Below are 18761 nucleotides of genomic sequence, written 5' to 3' on the forward strand. Positions count from 1 at the left end.
GCCGCGGCGCGCCCGAACGCCTACGGCCTCTGTGAAACGGAGGGAGCGGTTTGTACCAGCCGGCGCACTACCCCGAAAAGCCCGGACCCCGGAGCCTGCCCCGCTGGGCAGTCTGGGCGTTCGCGCCCTTGGCGCTGGCGCTGGGGATCATCGCCGGGGTCGCCGCCTCCGCCTACGGCCCCCCGGCCGCCCCTGCGGAGCCGGTGTCGGTCCAGGCGCCGCCGGAAGAGGAACCCCCGGCGCCCGCCGACGATCCCGCGGCCCCGGGCCAGATGCCGGGAACGGGCGGGTCTGAGCCCGCCGATGCCGACGCCGCTCCCCTGCCGCCGGTCGAAACGGCCGCTCTTCTGCCGCCGCCGGTGGACGACTCGACCTACGCCGCCCGGATCCCCGCGGCGGTCGGCCCCGCGCTGGCGGAGGTGCGGACGCTGATCGACGCCCGCACCGTCCTGGCCGGCGAGTTCGCCGCGTTCACCGCCGGCGGCCGCCAGTGGTTTCAGGTGGACTACCAGATCACCCGCGACATCAACTACGACACCATGCTGGTCGGCATCGTCAGGATCGCCGAGTACAACAACTGGGTCACCGCCGTGCGCGATTACCGCGATGAGCTCACCCGCTGGCTGACCGCAGCGGCCCGGCGGGTGCGCGACGCCGCCGTGAACGAGGGGTTCAACCTGAGCTGGGCCCTGTTCGAGGCGGTTCCCGACCGGCCCTTCGGGTTCCTCGCCAGCGAGGTGACCCCCCTGCCCCGCGGGGAGGGCTACCTGGTCACCCGCCCGCTGGCCGCGGTCACCGACTTCACGGGCCCCACCGTCGCCCTGGCAGCCGTCATCACCCCTGACGCCGGCCCGGTGACCACCCCCGGCCCCTCCACGGTGTACGGACCCGTGCTCCGGTTCGATTCGACAGACCTGTACCGGCCTCCCAGCGTGCCCTGAGCCGGCCGTGTCGAAGATTGTCTCCGCGGGCAGCCACGATCTCCCCTTTCCGGGCGTCTAAAGGGAGAAGGCCTTCATCGGCTGCCGGCCGGGGCGGGCGAAACGGGCTTCTCCCGCAGCCCTGCCGGGAATCCAGCGGCGAGGTGAACGTAGGGGTCATGACCTGGGATCAGAAGGATGCGCAGCCCCCCGCCGGGCAGCGGAGCCGCCGCTACCGGGTGCGCCGTGTGCGCCGGCGCATTGAGACCTGGTCGGAGCGTGAGCTGCGGGAGCTGGAGGAGATGGCCGACGACGCCGATCCGGGCACGCCCGAGCAGCGCGCGGCGCTGAACTCCGGCTGCATGTCGATGGTGTGGGTGGCCGGCCTCTTTTTTGCTCTGATGATCCTTTCCATCGTGGCAACCATGCTGATCCGCTGACGTGGCAGGGGCGGCACGGGGCGCCCGGGGCGCCTCAGGGCCGTCCGCAGGGAGGGGTTCGGTGCGAGGGGATCGGCGCTCCCAGTACATCCTTTTCTTCACGCTCTTCCAGGTGATGCTGGGTTTTGGCATCATGGTCCCGATTCTGCCCTTCTTCGCGCGGGACCTGGGCGCCAGCTCCGTGCACATGGGCCTGCTGGTCACCGTGTGGGCCGGGGCCCAGTTTCTGTTTGCCCCGCTGTGGGGCTCGCTCAGCGACCGGATCGGGCGGCGCCCGGTGCTGCTGGTGGGCCTGCTGGGCAACGCCCTGCACTTCGCCATGCTCGCGCTCGCACGGAACATCTGGCTGGCCCTGACGGCGCGCTTCCTGGGCGGGGTGCTCTCGGCCGCCACGATTCCCACCGCCCAGGCGTACGTCGCCGACACGACGCCGGGGGAGGAGCGGTCCGGCCGCATGGCCCTCATGGGCGCGGCGATGAACCTGGGGTTCATCGGCGGTCCGACGGCCGGCGGCCTCCTGGGCGCGGCCGGCCTGAGCTACCGGGAAGCGATCCTGGTCGCGGCGGCCGTGGCCGGCTTCAACTGGATCGTCGCGCTGCTCGCGCTGCCGGAGCCGCCCCACCGCGGCTCCAGCCGCCGGAACGAAAAGGGGTTCTCGGGCATCCAGGCCGTGCGCATGGCCCTGGGCGGCCCCCACTCCCTGCTCTTCCTGCTGGCGTTTGCCGGCACCTTCGGCGGCTCCACCATGTTCTCGATGCTCGGGTACTTCCTGATGGACCGGCTCGGGGTCGACTCCGAGTCGGTCACCTCGCTGGCCTTCACCATCCAGGGCATCGCCGGCATTCTCTTCCAGGGGCTGCTGGTGGGCTGGGCCAGCCGGCATTTCGGCGACGAGCGCCCCGTGCGCTGGGCCCTGCTGGCCGGCATGGCGGGCATGGCCGCCTTCATCGTGGCCCGCTCGCTGGGCGCTGTCTTCCTGGGGCTGATCCTGATCACGCTGGCGGTCTCCTTCATCCGCCCGCTGATCACCGCCCTGCTCTCCCGCCGCACCCGCATGGACCAGGGGATTACCATGGGCATCCAGAGCGCCTTCGACGCTCTGGGGCGCACCGTCGCCCCCACCTGGGCGGGCCTGGTCTACCTCTGGCACGACTGGGCGCCCTTCGCTTCGGCCCTGGCGGTCTACCTGCTCTTCTACCTCTGGACCCGCCGGGCCTGGGGGGCGGGGACCCCGCACCCCCGCGCGGAGACGGCCTGAGGCACCGGAACGTGAAGCGGGCGGCTCCTGCCCCTCGGGGCAGGAAGCCGCCCGCTTCGTCCGTGTGCCTACTTGCCGGCCGGCATGACCTCGTGGTCCACGTGCCGGGCGCCCTTGACGGCGCTGATCAGGTTGATGGCCACCCGCGCGCCGTCGCCGGCAGTGATGATGGTGTGCACGCTGGTGCCTGCGCAGGTCCCCGCGGCCCAGAGGCCGTCGATCCGGGTCCGGCCCTCCCGGTCCACGGCCACGACCTCCTTGATGCGCGGCTCGGGCCCCTCGACGATCTCCGCGCCCGCCTGCCGGGCCAGCTCGCAGTTGGCGCCCAGGCAGAGGATCACCTGACGGGCCTCGTAGATCTCCCCGCCCTCGGTCTCCAGGCGGAATCCGTCGGACTCGCGGCGGACGGCCGTGACCTTCGCCTTCACCAGCTTGGCCCCTGCGGCCTCGGCGTGCTGCTTGCCCAGGTCCACCAAGTCGGGGCCGGACACTCCCTTCGGGAAGCCCAGGTGGTTGGGGATCCAGGCACGGCGGGTCATGGACTGGTCGGCATCCAGCAGCAGCGTCTGCAGTCCCGCCCGGGCCGTGTACACTGCGGCGCTCGCGCCGGCGGGCCCTGCGCCCACAATCGCGACATCGAACACTTCTGCATCCTCCTTTACAATGTTATTTCGTATTTATGGACGACGTTCCCTCGCCGAAGGGAGCGGCCGGACCGCCCCGGCGCCGGTTTCACCTTCGGTTCGCCCGGCGCCCGTTCGGCCGGCATCACCGCGATCCGCGGGGAAGCCGTTTCTCCATCTGGTAGCGGGTGGTCTCGTAACCCAGCGATGCATAGAGCGACAGGGCCGCCTGATTGGTGGCGGTCACCATGAGCATCACGCTGTGGCAGCCACAGGACCTGAGGTGCGCCTCGCCGGCCTCCATCAGCTGACGGCCGACCCCCCGTCCGCGGGCCCGGGGATGCACGTAGAGGGCGCTCACCTCGCCCCGGCGGCGCCCGCTGTACTCCTGCTCGACGACGAGCCAGATAAAGCCGCACAGGCCGAGGCTGTCCTCGGCCACCAGCACCATCTGGGAGGGGTCGCGGACTGCCGCCCGCAGCTGGGTCCGCCGGCGGGCCATAAAGTCGACGTCCACGATGAACCCGGGGAAGTTCGATTCGTACAGCTCGGGCATGAAGGAGAGAATCGTCCCGGTGTCTCTCTCGTAGTCGAAGGGGCGAATGCGGACGGCTGCCCCTGGGCTACCCTTCGCGGCGTTTGGCTCCGACATGAATCGCCACCGTCCCCAGCATGAGCAGCTGGTAATCCGTCTCCACAAACCCGGCCTCGCGGAACATGTCCTCCAGCTGGTCCGGGAAGGGGTAGTTGTCCAGCGAGCGGGAGAGGTACGTGTACGGGCGCACCTTGGCCTGACGGCCCGCCTTCACCACGAACCAGTCGATGAGCGGCAGGAAGGTCTTCCAGTAGAGGAAGAAGCCGAAGCGGATGACCCGGCTGAAGGGCTTGGATGCCTCCAGGCAGATGAAGCGGCCGCCGGGCTTCAGGACCCGGTGGATCTCTGCCAGGGTCTTGGGAATCGAAGCGACGTTCCGCATGGCCCAGCCCATGGTCACTCCGTCGAAGGTGTTGTCGGGGAAGGGCAGGTCCATGGCGTTGCCCAGCTGCAGGGTGATGAGGTCCTTGTACGGCGATGCGGCCACCCGCCGCCGGCCCACCTCCAGCATCCCCTCGGAGATGTCCACCCCGATGACGCGGCCGGTGGGGGCCACCTGCGCGGCGTCCAGCAGCGTGAGGTCGCCGGTGCCGCAGGCCACGTCCAGGATGTGGTCGCCCGGACGGAAGCGGGTCTGGGCGACGAACTCCCGGTGCCACTTCTCCCACTGACCGGCCGACATCACCTGGTTCATCGCGTCGTAGTTCTCCGCGATCCTGTCGAAAAGCTCGCGGACATACTGCTCCTTCTCCTCCGGCGACGGAGGCTGGAAGCCTGGAGCCATCAAAACGCCTCCTCAGTGCATCTGCGTATGCTGCCGCGGTGCGCCGGCAATCCGCGGGCGATCCCGCCGCGGGACGCCTGCCCATGTCGCTGGGACTTACCCGCCGCGGGCCGCCAGCCCGTACCGCTGCGTCTCACCCGCTGCGGCCGACCAGACCTTACCCCCCAGACCTTACCGCTGCTTCTCCGCCCACGGACAGAGCAGCCGTTCTGCGATGTCCAGCACCACGTAGAACCCGAAGCCCATCAGGGCCATCGCCATGACACCGGCAAACAGATTGCCGTAGGCGTGGGCCGACCACTCGTCCATCACGAACGCCCCCAGTCCCTGCTGGGTGGCATAGGTCTCGGCGAAGAACAGGACGGCCACGGCGGTGCCCGTGCTCAGCCGGAGGGACGTGAAGATGGCGGGCAGGGCCGCGGGCAGGATGACGTGCCGGTAGATCTGCCATTCGCTGCCGCCCAGCGACTGCACCGAGCGGATCAGCCCGTTCGGGACGTTGGCGGCGGCATCCCGAACGGTCACGAGGATCTGGAAGACGATGACCAGCGTGATCAGGAAGATCTTTGATGTATCCCCGATCCCCAGCACCACCATGATGACCGGCAGGAAGACCACCTTGGGCACCGGGTAGGTCAGGTAGAGCAGGACCGAGCCGATGGGACCGCCCGACCGGCCGAGGTAGAGCCCCAGCGGCACGCCGATGGCCAGGGAGATCAGCGTAGAAGCGGCCACCCGGTAGACGGAGACGAGGAAGTGCTCCACCAGCTCCCCGCCGGGCCCCAGGCCCTTGACGAAGGCGGACAGGGCCACGCCCAGCCTGGGGAAGGCGGCAATATCCAGCCAGATGGCCAGCGCCTCCCACGCCAGGGCCAGGATCGCCAGGGCGATGAGGTAGTGATACCAGCGGTATTTAGGCACCGCCGTTCACCCCCTTCTCCAGGGCGTCGCGCACCCGGTTGACCATGCTGTGGAAGGCGGCGGCCCGCCGGTCGCCCACAGCGGGGTTCTGAAACAGGCTGACGACGCGCCCGGGTCTGGGCGAGAGCACCATGATCTGCTGGCCCAGGTAGACCGCCTCGGTGATGGAGTGGGTGACAAGCACCAGGCTGGTCTTGCGCTTGCGCCAGATGGCCAGCAGGAGGTCCTGCATCTCCTCCCGCGTGAGGGCGTCCAGGGCGGAGAAGGGCTCGTCCATCAGCAGGAGGTCCGGCCCCAGCGCGAGGGCGCGGGCAATGGCCACGCGCTGCTGCTGGCCGCCCGAGAGCTGGTGCGGCCAGCGCTTGGCCAGGTCAGCGATGCCCACCTCCCGCAGGGCCTGGTCGGCGGCATCCGGCGGCAGGCGACGGATGCGCAGGCCCAGCGCAGCGTTCTCCCGAACGGTTTTCCAGGGAAGCAGGCCATAATCCTGCAGGATCAGCGCGGTTCCCGGCCGGCGGGGCTGGACCGGTGCGCCATCGACCAGCAGCTCCCCGCTGGTGACAGGCATCAGCCCGGCGATCAGCCCGAGCAGGGTGGTCTTGCCGCAGCCGGAAGGGCCCACCACGGCCAGCGTTTCTCCCCGAGGCAGGTCAAAGGAGACGTCGCGCACGGCGACCGTCTCCCCATAAGCATAACTCACATTGCGTGCTTTGATCATCTCTGGCTCCTTCGCCCGGGCGTCGGCGAGCACCGCCATCAGCCCTTCGGGTACAGCGTCGTGTTGACGATCTCGTCGTAAGACACCTTCTTGGAGATGTAGCCCTTCTCCAGCAGCCAGTCCACGACCTCCTCGACCTCAGCCCGGCCCGGCGCCTGGGCGGGGGAGAAGGTGATCACCTGCCAGGAGTCCTTGATCTCGGGCGGCAGGTTGGCCTTCTCGGACAGCAGCTCCTTGTAGGCCTCTGGCTCGCGGGCGATATCGGCCACCGCCTGGTTGTACGCCACGAAGAAGCGCTTGATGGCGTCCTCCTTCTCCTTCACCGCCTCTTCCCGGAACACGATGACCGACTGCGAATAGTTCCGCTGGGCCTCGGCATCGGTCAGCACCACGGTGCCGCCATTGTGCACGGCCAGGGAGAGCAGCGGCTCGGGCAGGGTGGCGGCCTTGACGTTGCCGGTCATGAGGTTCTCGAACCGCAGGGGGATCTGCGGGATGGAGATCAGCTCCACCTCTTCGAGCGCAATCCCGTTCTCCAGCAGCAGCTTCTCGGTGACGTAATGGATGATGGTGTTGGTCGCGATGGCGATCTCGGCGCCCTTCAGCTGTTCGGGCTCGGTGATGCCCGAACCGGGGGCGGAGACGATGGCGAAGGGCCCCTCCTCGATGGTGGCGCCCAGGTTGATGGAGGTGATCTGGAGCGGGGTGCCGTTGACGAACAGGGTCACGGCGCCCATGATGTCCGTCAGCGTGCCGTCGATCTGCCCGCTGGCCAGTGCGGCGTCGCGCTCGGTCGCCGAGCTGAACCGAACCAGTTCCACCTCGACGCCCTGCTGGCGGTAGTAGTCCTTGCTCTCGGCCACCCAGAAGGGCAGGCCGTCGATCGTCGGAATCTGACCGATCTTCAGCCGCACCACCGGCTGCTGCCCGGTCTGCGCCGCCGGGTCTTTCTGATAGGCATCCTGCGGCCTCCCGCCGCAGCCGGCCAGAAGGCCGACGGTCAGCACAGCGGCCAGCACCCGCACAAGGTTCGTCTTCATCGGGTCGTCGTCCTCCATTCACTGCTGCAAAGGGTCTATTTAGGGATCCCTCAAAATGGCCATAGCCGAAATCCCAACCCAATGTAGCAATGGCCTATACCGGTGTCAACAAACGGGCCATACAGTGTCCAAAACCGGACACGCATCGCCGGGACCTGCGAGTCCGGTCTCCTGCGCCGGCGTCGCAGCAGGCCTGGCCGGCTGCGGCGTCCCCGCGGCGCCGGGCACAGCCACCGAGAATCGCCGCCGATACTGCCGTGTCAACGACGGTTCGAGGCGCTTCACCAGCAGCTCCCTTGCCTACCCCACAGCTGTGCCAGACCAGGGCTATCCTCCCGCACGTGACTGGCGCAGTTGCCGTTCAAGCCGCTCTGCCCACCTGCGGTACTTCGCCGCTTCAGCCTCGATGGCGCTGTAGAGGTGATGCAGGTCGTCGAGGTTCGTTCGGAGCGGCACGCCGTGCCGCCGCAACAAGGCGGAAATGGTGCGGAAACTGAGATCAGCCGCGGTGACCTCGATGAGCGCAATCCCGTGGGTCTCGCTGAACCTGCGCTTGACCTCGTCACGCATTCTCTGCTCCTGAAGCTGGCTGGCCGATGGGTAGCGCTCGGTAGTCCGATAATGCTGCGGTCCCTGGAACTCCAGGGCAACCCGCGATACCGGGAGGAGCAGGTCGTAGTGCAGCTGACCGCCGCGGGCCAGGGAAGATATGGTCATCCCCCCAAACCGGCCCACGAAAAAACCCCCGCCGTCCCGAGAGAGACGGCGGGGGCCGGCGTCCTTCACTGCAGTGGCGTGCGCATGAGCGTGGCGAAGTGATCCACCCCGTGCCGGATGATGCGCAGCGCACGGCTGAAGACGGGCTTGAATCCATCCGGCGGATCGAAGAGCAGCTCCACCGACGCCCAGACGTTGTCCTCCACCGGGTAGATCTTCACCACCTTGAGCTCGGCGTTGACCCGGCAGGCCACAGCCAGCGCGCGCTGGCGCTCCTCTTCGCTTTCGATCTTCCAGAAGTTAGGCAAGCTCATTCGGAAGTACGCCTCGTCATCCTCTGAAGCGAAGAGCAGATACGTCAGCCCCTCGGACTTGAAGACGATGTCGCCGTCGGAGTCGTAATGCGGCACATATCCCTCTTCCTTCAGGTACTCAAAATACATCTCTGCCTTGCTCACAAGATACCTCCTCGGGGCTCTGTGGGGCTCGTCTGCTTTCAGGTCAGCCCTTCGACTCCCGAGGAGGCATCTCCTGCCAGCGCCATCAATGACAGCAGCTGCCGTCGCCCTCCAGCCCTTCGTCCGTTAGCTTCAGGGTGCCGGCCAGGTAGTCCTGCAGTACCTGCCGGGCCTCGCCGGTGCAGCCGGCGATGAACTCCACACCCTCCTGCCGGAACAGCCCACGGGCATGCTGAGGGATGCCCCAGGCCAGGACCAGGTTCACGCCCTGATTGGCGAGGAAGATGGGCGGCGGGCCCCCGGGACCATGGCCGGGGTTGGCCACCTCCTGGGTCCGCACGACCTTGCCGTCTTCCACGTCCGCGATCAGATAGGTACGGCAGTGGCCCACGTGCGGCGCCACGTTGCCGTCAGCCAGCGGGATGGCGATGCGCATCGACTTGTCCTCCTTGCCCATGATGTGGCGGGTACGACCTCTCACGCTCCCATCCCGGATGGGATGGGGCCCCAGCCCATCTTACCCGATAGTGTGTCCGTCGTAAGGTGACAAAGGTCACCTTATTGCGGATCACCCGCCGGCTGTCACCCCGCGTGCGGCGGCGCCACCCGCACGCCTGCCGTGGCCAGCTCCTCCCGGATACGGCGCAGCACGAGCACCACGTGCGGGTGATCGCCGTGGACGCAGAGCGTGCCCGCGGGAACCGCCACCACCTGACCCGTAGACACCGTCACGGTCCCCTGGCAGGCGATTTGGCGCGCCTGCGCGGCGGCCTGGTCAGGGTCGGTGAGCACCGCGCCGGGATGCGACCGCGGCAGCAGGCCACCATCCGCCGCGTATCCCCGGTCCGCAAAGCCTTCCCGGACGACCCGCAGCCCGGCGGCCAGGCCCGCTGCCTCCAGGGCCGATCCCGGCGGGGCAAACAGGGCGAGCGACCGGTCGAAGTCCCTCACCGCCACCGCGACAGCCTCCGCCGTCACGGCATCCGCCACGGCCGTATTATACAGGGCCCCGTGCGGTTTCACGTGGCGCAGGCGGACCCCCTCCGCCCGGCAGAACGCCGCGAGCGCCCCGATCTGGTACAGCACGTCCGCGTACACCTCTTCGGGGCTGCACTTCACCGGTCGCCGGCCGAAGCCGGCCAGATCCCGGTAACCCGGGTGTGCCCCCACCGCAATACCGTGCTCCCTGGCCAGCCGCACGGTGCGGCGCATCACCTGCGGGTCGCCTCCGTGAAAGCCGCAGGCGATGTTCGCCGATGTGATCAGGGGCATCACCGCCTCATCCGACCCGATCCGATAGACGCCGAACGACTCCCCCATGTCGCAGTTCAGGTCGATCCACCGGTCCAGTTCGGGATTGCCACCCACGCCGCGCCCCCTCCTTGCCACTGCTTCATCCTCGACCGCCCCGGTGCGCCAGGGTCTGCACGAAAAACCAGCACGCCGGCATCTGCCCAAAGCACCGCCACTTCAGCGTCTGCCCAGAGGACCGCCACATCAGCACCTGCCCAGAGCACCACCGCTCCAGCGTCTGCCCAGAGGACCGCCACGCCAGCACCTGCCCCGAGAACCGCGGCGCCAAGGCCTCTACGGGAAGCTGGCACGCCAGCGCCCGGAGGACCGCAGCGGCGGCGTGCAGGGAGAACCGCAACACCCCGGGCGCCCGTGCAGCCTACTTCAACGCCTCCTCCCTCGAAAACGTACGATTCAGCGCCAGGGCGCCGAGCACCTCCTCATCCCCCGGTTCCAGGCTGCCGGTGACCATGCGCGCCAGCAGCTCGCCCACGCCGGGGCCGAGCATGAAACCCTGACCGCACATGCCCACGGCGTGGAGCAGCCCCCCGACTTCCGGCGCCCAGTCCACGATGGGCGACCCGTCGGGGGTCATCGGGTACATCCCCCGCCAGGTGCGGCGCACCCGGAGCGGCGCCAGCCGGGGCATGAGGTCGATCAGCCGCGGCGCCACCAGCGGCAGGAAGCTGCTGGTCTCCCCCCGGTCCTCGCCCCAGATGGGGGGCGACGGCGTGATGCAGAAGATCACCTGGCCGGTCTGGTGCTGGTAGAAGTAGACGTTGGCCGAGCCCGGACCGGGCCGGATGTCCACCACCATCGGCCGCAGGAACGGGGCCACCGGCTCGGTGATGGCGGCCTCGTGCAGGTCCGGCTTCACCGGCACGTCGGCCCCCGCCAGCCGGGCCACCTCCCGGGCCCAGGCGCCGGCGGCGTTGACCACCACCGGGGCCAGATACTCGCCGGCCTCAGTGCGGACCCCCGTCACCCGGCCTCCGGCCTGCAGGATCGCCAGCGGCCGCTCCCGGAACCGGAACTCCGCCCCCAGCCGCAGCGCCTCCCGCCAGAAGGCGTGGATGCTGAGCAGCGGCGAGGCCGAGCCGTCCTCCGGGGAGAAGGTGCCGCCGATCAAGCCGTCGGCCCGGAGGTCGGGGACGATCTCCAGCAGCTCGTCCCCGTCGTACCAGTCGATGTTCAGCCCGTACGACTTCTGGGTGGCGAGCAGCTCCTTCAGCAGCCGCTCCTCCCGGGGCGTGTAGGCCACGAACAGGTAGCCCCCCTGCTGCCAGCCGATGTCCTGGCCGTGCTCAGCCTCCCAGGTCGCGAAGATCTCCAGGCTGCGCTGGCAGAGGCGGATCTTGGCCGGGTCGGAGTGGGTCGCCCGGATGCCGCCGATAGCCGCCTTGTTGGATCCCTGCCCGGGGCTGGGCGCGGGGTCGATAACTAGCACCTGCAGCCCCTCCCGGGCCATGGCCCACGCCGCCGGCGTGCCGACGCTGCCCGCGCCCAGGATGATCACATCGTACGACTTACGCATCGCCATCCCCCTCCCGCACGCCGGCAAAGCGCGCCAGCTCGACCTCGACGAACAGCGGACGCAGCGTCGGGGGCACCACATCGTCGGGCCCCACGCCCTCCTCCCGGAAGAGCTGCATGATCAGCGAGTTGCAGGTCTTGCCGCCGCAGGCGCCCATGCCGGCGCCGGTGACGGCCTTGATCTGGTTCACGTCCCGGTAGCCCTCCCGGATCAGCATGCGCACCTCGCCCGCCGTGACCCGGTTGCACCGGCAGAGGATGGCGTCATCCGCCATGTACGGCACATAGGTCTCCAACGGAGCCCCGACGGCAGGCGGCTGAACCCGGATGCCCGCGATGCGCCGGGCGATCTGCTTCGGCGCCCGGATCCGCACCAGCCCCGTCCGGTCGTTGCCCTCCAGGAAGCACAGGTCCTCCACCGGGGCTTCGCCCAGCTCCTGCCCGCCGGTGTCCAGCACCGTGACCATGTCGCCGACCCGGATGCTGTCCTTCAGGAGCTCAAACGGAATGGTAACGGTGGGGAAGTAGGGATCCCGCCGGTAGTCCACCAGCGTGATCGCCAGGCCCGGACAGCTGGCCACGCAGCGCCCGCACCCGCCGCAGCGCCGGCCCCGCTCGTTCTGGGGGAGGAACCGGGGCGTGCGCCGGATGTCCTGCGGGTCAATCTGGATGAGCCCGAACCGGCACGCATGGGAGCACGGGTTGCACGGGATCTCCTGCGTGCAGTGGAAAACCGGGAAGACGCCCTCCTCGCGGTCGGGGACCTGCTCCGGCGCCACCGCGCCCGGACGGCTCTTCAGCACCTGCTGCGTGCGGCGCCAGTCCTCAGGCACCTCGTCCACCGGGTACCCCAGGGCGCGGGCCACCTCCCGTCCCGCGATGCGGCCGCCGTAGATCGCGGCCGAGGCCTCGGCGATCTCCTCCGCGTCGCCGGCGACGAACGCCCGCATGCCGAACGCCCGGGCCCGCCGGTACAGCTCATCCACCGGATCGAGGCCGACGGCGATCAGCACCGTGTCGCAGGCGAAAGTCCGCTCCGTCCCCGGCACCGGCCGGAAGTGACGGTCCACGGCGGCGATGGTCACCGACTCCACCTCGCCGCGCCCGGAGGCCCGCACGATGGTGTGCCCGGTGTAGATGGGCACGCTCAGGCGGGCCAGCTTGTCCCTGTGCACCTTGTACCCGCCGCAGGTGGGCGCGGCCTCCGCCAGCCCCACCACGGCGATGCCGGCCTGCAGGGCGTGGTAGCCGGCGATCAGGCCGACGTTCCCGCCGCCCACGATGAACAGCCGGCGGGCAGCACGCACCAGGTCCCGGTTCACCAGGGTCTGGAAGGCGCCGGCCCCGTAGACGCCGGGCAGCGTGTTTCCCGGAAAGACCAGGCTGCGCTCTCGGGCGCCGGTGGCCACCAGCAGCGCATCAGGCCGGATGAGGACGTACTCGTCGCCCCGCAGCACGCCCACCCGGCCGTCCCGGTACACGGCCAGGGCCGTGGTCTCCAGCCAGACCTCCACCGACGGGAGGGCGCGCACCTGTCCGGCCAGCAGCTCGGCGATGTCGATCCCCCTGCGGCCGGCCCAGACCGCCTCCACTGAGCCGAAGAACCGGTGGGTCTGCAGCACCAGCTTGCCGCCCAGCCGATCCTTGTCGTCCACCAGCAGCGTCCGGATGCCCAGCTCGCCCAGCTCGGCTGCGGCCGAAAGTCCAGCCGGCCCCCCGCCGATGATCAGCACCGGGACGCACACCTCGCGGATGGCCGCCATCCCCGGCACGTCCACATGCGCCGCACCGGGGATCCCAGGTGGGGACACCGCCGAATACGCTGCACCGTGGGTCCCAGATGGAGACCCCGCCGCATGCGCCGCACCGGGGGTCCCAGACGAAAACGCCGCCGAATGCGCCGGGGACGGGACCTCCCATGCTCCGGAGGGAGGCGCTTCCCCTGGCGCAGCCGGCGGCACAGACCAAGGCACGGGCGGGAGTACGGGCAGCCCGTCCAGCGGCTCCACCTGCATGCCGGGGCGAACCCGGGTCACGCAGGCCTTCACGGGCCGTCCGTCGGCCAGCACCATGCACTGGGCGCACTGGCCGTTGGCACAGAAGATGCCCTGGGGAGAGCCGTCTTTGTGGTGGTGGCCAAAAGTGCGGATGCCGTTGGCAAACAGCGCGGAAGCAATGGTCTCGCCGGACTGTGCGGTGAGCGCCCGGCCGCGCCACGCGAACAGGATCGGCGCGCGCGGCGGGACCGGCAGGATCGGATGCGCGTCGATGCGGTACGTCATCGTTCTGCACCGGCCTCCTTCCAGAATCCTCCTTCACACCGTCATCGTAGCATTCCCTTCGGCGCCTACAAAAGCAGGCATTTCGCACTATTTGCTGTGTCGCAAAGTACCCCCCCTGAACGCGCAACGCCCTGCGGCCGGAGCCGCAGGGCGGTTACGTTCTGAAGGGCCGATCGCAGATCGCCAGGGGCAGCCGTACGGGAAGGCAGGATTCGGCCGGGTTCAGACCGCTGACGCCAGGTGCACGGTCGGGCAGCAACGGCCGGGTTCAGACCGCTGACGCCAGGTGCACGGAGGGGCAAGCAACGGTCGCGTTCCAGCCACCCACGTCAGCGGCACGGGCTGGAACGCCACGGCCACACTCAGATCGGCAGCGTCAGCTGCACCGACCGGAGGCGGGGGTCTCTGAGCAGCTCATCCAGCTCGGCGATGGAGCGGGCGTCCTCCGGCAGGATGGTGAGCACCCGGTACTGCAGACCGGCCTCGGCGCAGACCGCGCCGGCCATCCCCTCCGGCACCAGCCGCCGGCACTGCTCGGCCACCCACTGGTCCGCGGGCAGGCCGCCGGCGTCGACGAAGGGGTACAGGTCGCCCAGCCACGAGGCGATGGCGCTGCGGGCCTCGGCCAGCTGCGCCTCCACCGCCGCCTGCTGCTCCGGCGAGCGCAGGTCCGCCGCCAGCTGCCGTTCCCGGGCCGCGAAGATCGCCGGCCACTCCTGCTCCAGGAAGTAGCGGGGCACCAGGTACTGGCCGTTCCACTCCAGCCCCCGCTCGTCCAGGATGGCGTCCAGCTCGTCTTTCGCCCGGATCACCGGGTCGAGCCGGCAGAGCGTCACGTCCATCGGGCGCAGGCGGGCGCTTCCCAGAGCGAGCACCCCGAAGTCCCGGGGGTCCAGCCGCCGGCTCCGCCGGGTGCCGTGGGCGCTCACGCGCACGAACGCCCCCAGCCGGGCGATCTCCGCGCCAATGCGCAGGGCGTTCCGCCTGAGCCCCACACGCTCCTCCAGCGCCTCCCACTCCTGTGGCGACAGCCGGCGCGCCGACTCCCACCAGTGCTCCAGGTCGGCAAGCAGCGGGGCCATGTCAGGCAGCTTCACGCCGTAGTGGCGCGGGCCCTCCAGCCCTTCCGGGGTCAGCGGGCCGCTGCCGACCAGAGCCCCGCCGACGTCGGCCGCGTAGATGCAGGCGCCGAGATCCGCCTGCCACCGCACCTCGCAGCCCTCCAGGCGGCGCAGGCGCTGCAGCGCCGTCAGCTCGACCCGCCCGTCGCCGATGGCCTGGTGCGACAGGTCGGTCAGGACCCGAATCTCCGCCCCGGACCGTTCGAGCTCCGGGAGCAGCCCCTGCAGGGCCGAAATGTGCAGGCTGGGGGAGACGAGCCAGAGTTGCCGCCACGGGCCGCGCACCAGCGCCTGCAGCGCCGGACGCAGGTAGGGGACCGGTTGCCCTGCCATCATCTCCACCCCTTCTGGCCTCATGCTCCGGCCACGCCAGAAGCAGCGCCGGGTTCGGTGCCGCCGCCGGCGCCCCCGAGCAGGGCGCGCATGTTTTTCTCCGCCAGGGCGCAGTAGCCGGGATCGAGGTCGACGCCGATCCAGCGCCGACCCAGGAGGGCCGCCGCCTGGCAGGTGGTGCCGCTGCCGTTGAAGGGATCGAGCACCACATCACCTTTATAAGTGTAGAGCTTAATGAGGCGACTTGGCAACTCCAGCGGGAAGGGCGCGGGGTGGCCCACCTTCTTCGCGGAGACCGTGGGGAACTCCCAGATGGATTTTGTATAGGTCACGAACTCCTCGGGCGTGAGGTCGGTCTCGCCCCGGTGGCGCATGCGCCAGTCTTCCTTGGAGAAGACCAGGATGTACTCGTGCAGGTCCCGCAGGGTGGGGTTGGAGGGGCTGCACCATGAGCCCCAGGCGGTGGAGACGCCCACCGAAGCGCCCTTGTTCCAGATGATCTCGCCCCGCATCTGGAATCCCAGCCGGTTCATCTGCAGGGTGATGTAGGCGTGCAGGGGCAGGTAGGGCTTGCGGTCGACCCCGGCCACGTTGATGGCGATGCGGCCCCCGGGCGCCAGAACCCGGTAGCACTCCCGCCATACCTGCTCCAGCATGGCCAGGTACTCCTCCATCGACAGGCAGTCGTCGTGGGTGGCGTAGTTCTTCCCGACGTTGTAGGGCGGTGAGGTTACCACCAGGTCCACCACCCCGTCGGGGATGAAGCTCATGTCTCGGGCGTCAGCGTTATAGATGCGATTGGCGAACATGCACCGGCCTCCCGTCATCCTCCGACCGCCGGGTCGGGGTCGATGGCAGTGGGTAACATCTGCAATGGTTCTGACTGGTACTATTTCGCGCCGGGGCGCGAAATTCCTCCTAATCATTGGCGCGTCTTCTTAGGATATGCCAGCGCCCACCCGGCGGATTCCGGCGGAACAGCAGCAGACCGGGGGATCGCTCCCCCGGTCGGGTTCCGGCTGCAGACGTTACGGCAGGATCTCGCCGATGTCGCCGTCCTTCAGGCCGGCGGCGTTGGCCTCGTCGGTATCGATGTGCATCTCCAGGGCCATGTCCTCCCGCACCCGGACGACGACGTCGTCAAACGTGAGCGGGCGGGTGCCCCGGGTCTTCACCCGGACCACCTGGCCGTCGGTCACACCGTACCTCTCCGCGTCCGCCGGCGTCATGTGGATGTGCCGCTGGGCCACGATCACGCCTTCCTTCAGCTCGACGCGGCCCTTCGGCCCCTCGAGGATGACCCCCGGCGTGCCGGCCGTGTTCCCGCTGAGCCGCACCATCGCGGGCACCCCGAGGGTGCGCGCGTCGGTGGCGGAGATCTCCACCTGCGACTTGCCCCGCGCCGGGCCCAGCACCCGTACCCGCGGGAACGACCCCTTCGGCCCGATAACGGCAACGGTCTCCTCCGCCGCAAACTGCCCGGGCTGCATCAGTTCCTTCTTCACCGTCAACTGGTAGCCCGGCCCGAAGAGGGCCTCGACGTGCTCGGGGCTGAGGTGAACGTGCCGGGCGCTGACGTTGATGACCGTTGTGCGTGCTTCAGCCATGTATGAATCCCTACCTCCTACGTTACCTCGATCCATGGACAGGGTCGGATGCCAATGGTTTCGCCACTCGCCCCCGCTCTCCTGCAGCAATATGTTTCCCCAGGCACAAGCGTTTCCACCCGGCGGTCGCTCCCGCACGCGCAGAGCCCCGAGCGGCGGCGGCTCCCGCGCGTCACCTGCCCCCGCCGCGGCTCTCGCACGCCCTGTGTCCGCGCGACGGCTGTGCCGCCGGTCCGCCCGGCCGGGCGGCAGCCGTCAGAAGGGGCGGCGCCCCGCCGCTCCCGGCGAAGGTGCCGCCCCACCGTGTCTGCCGTGCGAATGCGCGGCCGTCACTCGGCCGGCGTCTCCTCCGGCGTCAGGGCGCCCACATAGCGGGCCACCGGCGTGCCCTGGGCGTTGGTGCCCAGCACCCGCCAGGCCGGCTGCAGGTAGACCGTCCCCTCGCCCACGCTGCGCACCCAGACGAGCTCGGCCTCCCGGAAGCTGCCCCCCCGAGTCCCGGCCAGGTCCAGGGCCTCCTGCTCGGTGACGAAGTCCGTGTAAGTGGCGTGGATGGTGACGCCCGACGCCACGTACGCCCGGGCGCGCACCACCGTGCCGGCCTGGTTCACGGCGATCTCCGTGCGGGCGTTGACCACCGGCCGCCCCTCCACCTGCTCGGTGTAGACGACCACAAAGCCGTCTTCCCGGGGCGAGATATCGGGCTGGCTGTGCACCGGCAGCATGGCCTGGTCCAGGAACCGCCGGGCGGCCTGGCCGGCGGCCTGCGCATCCACCGGCGCCTCGACCTCAGGCGGCTCAGACAGGTCGGCGTACTGCACCGTCCCGTCGGTCGTCATGGTCAGCGACCGGTCCTCGTCGGTCACCACCCAGCCCCGGTCCGTGCGCCGGCTCTCGCCGCGGAAACCCAGCCGGGTCGCCATCGCCCGGAAGTCGGCCTCGCCGGGACGGGCCGTCAGCCGCATCAGCTGCACGCTGCCGATCACATGCGCGCCCGCAGCCCCCAGCAGCCGGTCTGCGCCGATGCGCTCGTCGGCCAGCCGGACTTCCGGCAGGTCGGCCGGGAGCGACACGAGGTAAGGCGTGTCCTGGCCGCCCTGGGCCGCAGGCGGCGCCGGTTCGGCCGGCGGTCCGGGTTCGGCCGACGGTCCGGGCACGGCCGACGGCCCCGGATCGGCCGACGGCGCCGGTGCCCGCCCGGCGAGCTCTCCGGGCCCCTGCAGCGCGGGCGGCTGGGAAAGCTGCAGGCCGATCACCAGCGCCACGGCCGCGGCCACGGCTGCGAACCCGGGGCCCACCACGGCGGGCCGCCGATACCAGGGGCGCAGGCGCCGGCGCACCGCCTGCAGCAGCTCCTGCCGCAGCGCCGCCTTGAACTCGGGCCGGTAGGGCACCGGCCGTTCCAGTTCACGCGCGGCCCGGCGGGCCACCGCCTCCAGCGCCTTCTGCTCGCTGGGATCAGCAGCCTGTTCTGCAATCAGTTCCGTGATGTCGGCGTAGCGGTTCACGGCTGCACCCCGCTTTCGCTCAGCTTCCTCCGCAGCGTGCCCAGAGCCCGGAACAGGAGCGCCTTCACGGCCCCCTCGGTCTTGCCCATGGCCACTGCGATGTCCTTCAGCTTCATATCCCCGGCGAACCGCATGAGGATAACGTCCTGCTGGTCCGGGGAGAGCGCCTGCATCGCCCGGCTCACCGCCTGCCGGTCATCGAGGGCCAGCGCCGCCTCCTCGGGCCCGGGTCCCGATCCGGATGCCGACAGCCCTTCGTCCAGCTGCACCGTGGGCCGGTGGACCCGGTAGTAGTCGATGACCACGTTGGAGGCGATGCGGTAGAGCCAGGCGGCAAACGGCTGCCCGGTGTAGCGGTAGCTCTGGATGTGAGCGAGCGCCTTCAGGAAGGTATCGGCGGTCAGGTCCTCCGCCACCTGACGGTCTCCCGTCTTCCGATGGATATACGCATAAATACGATCGAAGTGCATATCGTACAGCTCTCCGAAGGCTTCGGGATCGCGCTGGGCCCGCTGGACCAGGCGCTGTTCATCGCTGTACGCCTCCAATACCTCTGGGCGATGCGTAGGCGGTCCCTCCCGTCGGTACCGCACCTCCCGGTACTCGCTCC

At 69.7% G+C, this 18761-nt stretch carries 20 protein-coding genes; 3 read left to right on the plus strand and 17 right to left on the minus strand.

Translation table 11 applies throughout. The annotated features are described in order from the left end of the window. The first annotated feature begins 50 nt into the window (after positions 1-50). The 3 genes from ACZ5UM_RS00090 to ACZ5UM_RS00100 all read left to right on the plus strand — a co-directional run bounded on the left by ACZ5UM_RS00090 (position 51) and on the right by ACZ5UM_RS00100 (position 2618). A complete protein-coding gene (locus tag ACZ5UM_RS00090) occupies positions 51-941 on the plus strand; it encodes a hypothetical protein (protein WP_464845948.1) in 891 nt (296 codons plus the stop codon). Positions 942-1099: 158 nt separating this feature from the next. Then, positions 1100-1360, plus strand: a complete 261-nt coding sequence (locus ACZ5UM_RS00095; protein WP_464845950.1) for a hypothetical protein — start codon at positions 1100-1102, stop codon at positions 1358-1360. A gap of 61 nt (positions 1361-1421) precedes the next feature. Continuing rightward, complete coding sequence (locus ACZ5UM_RS00100) at positions 1422-2618, plus strand: MFS transporter (RefSeq protein ID WP_464845953.1); 1197 nt, start codon at positions 1422-1424, stop codon at positions 2616-2618. A gap of 68 nt (positions 2619-2686) precedes the next feature. On the opposite strand, the gene ACZ5UM_RS00105 is transcribed toward ACZ5UM_RS00100, so the two are convergent. The 17 genes from ACZ5UM_RS00105 to ACZ5UM_RS00185 form a co-directional block, all read right to left on the minus strand. Continuing rightward, positions 2687-3262 (minus strand): NAD(P)/FAD-dependent oxidoreductase, encoded by a 576-nt coding sequence (locus ACZ5UM_RS00105; RefSeq protein WP_464845954.1) that lies wholly within the window; start codon positions 3260-3262, stop codon positions 2687-2689. Between the two features lie 124 nt (positions 3263-3386). Continuing rightward, the gene (locus ACZ5UM_RS00110) at positions 3387-3893 is read right to left on the minus strand and encodes an N-acetyltransferase family protein (RefSeq protein ID WP_464845957.1); all 507 of its coding nucleotides are present in this window, start codon (positions 3891-3893) and stop codon (positions 3387-3389) included. Beyond that, positions 3865-4620 carry a bifunctional demethylmenaquinone methyltransferase/2-methoxy-6-polyprenyl-1,4-benzoquinol methylase UbiE gene (gene ubiE / locus ACZ5UM_RS00115; protein ID WP_464845960.1) on the minus strand — a complete coding sequence of 252 codons (756 nt, stop codon included), beginning with the start codon at positions 4618-4620 and terminating at the stop codon, positions 3865-3867. The genes ACZ5UM_RS00110 and ubiE overlap by 29 nt, the downstream gene beginning before the upstream one ends. A 171-nt stretch (positions 4621-4791) precedes the next feature. Beyond that, complete coding sequence (locus ACZ5UM_RS00120; RefSeq protein WP_464845962.1) at positions 4792-5541, minus strand: ABC transporter permease; 750 nt, start codon at positions 5539-5541, stop codon at positions 4792-4794. Continuing rightward, on the minus strand, positions 5534-6259 hold the full coding sequence (locus tag ACZ5UM_RS00125) for an ABC transporter ATP-binding protein (protein WP_464845964.1): 726 nt from the start codon (positions 6257-6259) through the stop codon (positions 5534-5536). The genes ACZ5UM_RS00120 and ACZ5UM_RS00125 overlap by 8 nt, the downstream gene beginning before the upstream one ends. A 38-nt stretch (positions 6260-6297) precedes the next feature. Beyond that, entirely contained in the window at positions 6298-7299 is a 1002-nt protein-coding gene (locus ACZ5UM_RS00130) for a MetQ/NlpA family ABC transporter substrate-binding protein (protein ID WP_464845966.1), read from the minus strand. 327 nt (positions 7300-7626) lie between these two features. Then, positions 7627-8034 (minus strand): hypothetical protein, encoded by a 408-nt coding sequence (locus ACZ5UM_RS00135; RefSeq protein WP_464845967.1) that lies wholly within the window; start codon positions 8032-8034, stop codon positions 7627-7629. A 47-nt stretch (positions 8035-8081) separates the two neighbouring features. Next, complete coding sequence (locus tag ACZ5UM_RS00140; protein WP_273382253.1) at positions 8082-8474, minus strand: T3SS (YopN, CesT) and YbjN peptide-binding chaperone 1; 393 nt, start codon at positions 8472-8474, stop codon at positions 8082-8084. Between the two features lie 85 nt (positions 8475-8559). Further along, on the minus strand, positions 8560-8955 hold the full coding sequence (locus tag ACZ5UM_RS00145) for a NifB/NifX family molybdenum-iron cluster-binding protein (RefSeq protein ID WP_464845968.1): 396 nt from the start codon (positions 8953-8955) through the stop codon (positions 8560-8562). 101 nt (positions 8956-9056) lie between these two features. Then, positions 9057-9842, minus strand: coding sequence for a LamB/YcsF family protein (locus tag ACZ5UM_RS00150; protein ID WP_464845969.1), 786 nt, complete (start codon positions 9840-9842; stop codon positions 9057-9059). A gap of 304 nt (positions 9843-10146) precedes the next feature. Beyond that, positions 10147-11301 (minus strand): NAD(P)/FAD-dependent oxidoreductase, encoded by a 1155-nt coding sequence (locus tag ACZ5UM_RS00155; protein WP_464845971.1) that lies wholly within the window; start codon positions 11299-11301, stop codon positions 10147-10149. Continuing rightward, complete coding sequence (locus ACZ5UM_RS00160) at positions 11294-13582, minus strand: FAD-dependent oxidoreductase (protein ID WP_464845973.1); 2289 nt, start codon at positions 13580-13582, stop codon at positions 11294-11296. The genes ACZ5UM_RS00155 and ACZ5UM_RS00160 overlap by 8 nt, the downstream gene beginning before the upstream one ends. Before the next feature lie 362 nt (positions 13583-13944). After that, entirely contained in the window at positions 13945-15039 is a 1095-nt protein-coding gene (locus ACZ5UM_RS00165) for a hypothetical protein (RefSeq protein WP_464845974.1), read from the minus strand. A 17-nt stretch (positions 15040-15056) separates the two neighbouring features. Further along, positions 15057-15845: a DNA-methyltransferase gene (locus tag ACZ5UM_RS00170; protein WP_464845977.1), complete on the minus strand. Its 789-nt coding sequence runs from the start codon at positions 15843-15845 to the stop codon at positions 15057-15059. A gap of 219 nt (positions 15846-16064) precedes the next feature. Further along, positions 16065-16643 carry a phosphate propanoyltransferase gene (pduL, locus tag ACZ5UM_RS00175; protein ID WP_464845978.1) on the minus strand — a complete coding sequence of 193 codons (579 nt, stop codon included), beginning with the start codon at positions 16641-16643 and terminating at the stop codon, positions 16065-16067. Positions 16644-16972: 329 nt separating this feature from the next. Then, positions 16973-18151 (minus strand): hypothetical protein, encoded by a 1179-nt coding sequence (locus ACZ5UM_RS00180; RefSeq protein WP_464845980.1) that lies wholly within the window; start codon positions 18149-18151, stop codon positions 16973-16975. After that, positions 18148-18744: a sigma-70 family RNA polymerase sigma factor gene (locus ACZ5UM_RS00185; protein WP_464845981.1), complete on the minus strand. Its 597-nt coding sequence runs from the start codon at positions 18742-18744 to the stop codon at positions 18148-18150. Before ACZ5UM_RS00185 ends, ACZ5UM_RS00180 begins: the two co-directional genes overlap by 4 nt. Between the last annotated feature and the right edge of the window lie 17 nt (positions 18745-18761).

The organism is Symbiobacterium ostreiconchae, assembly GCF_055396975.1.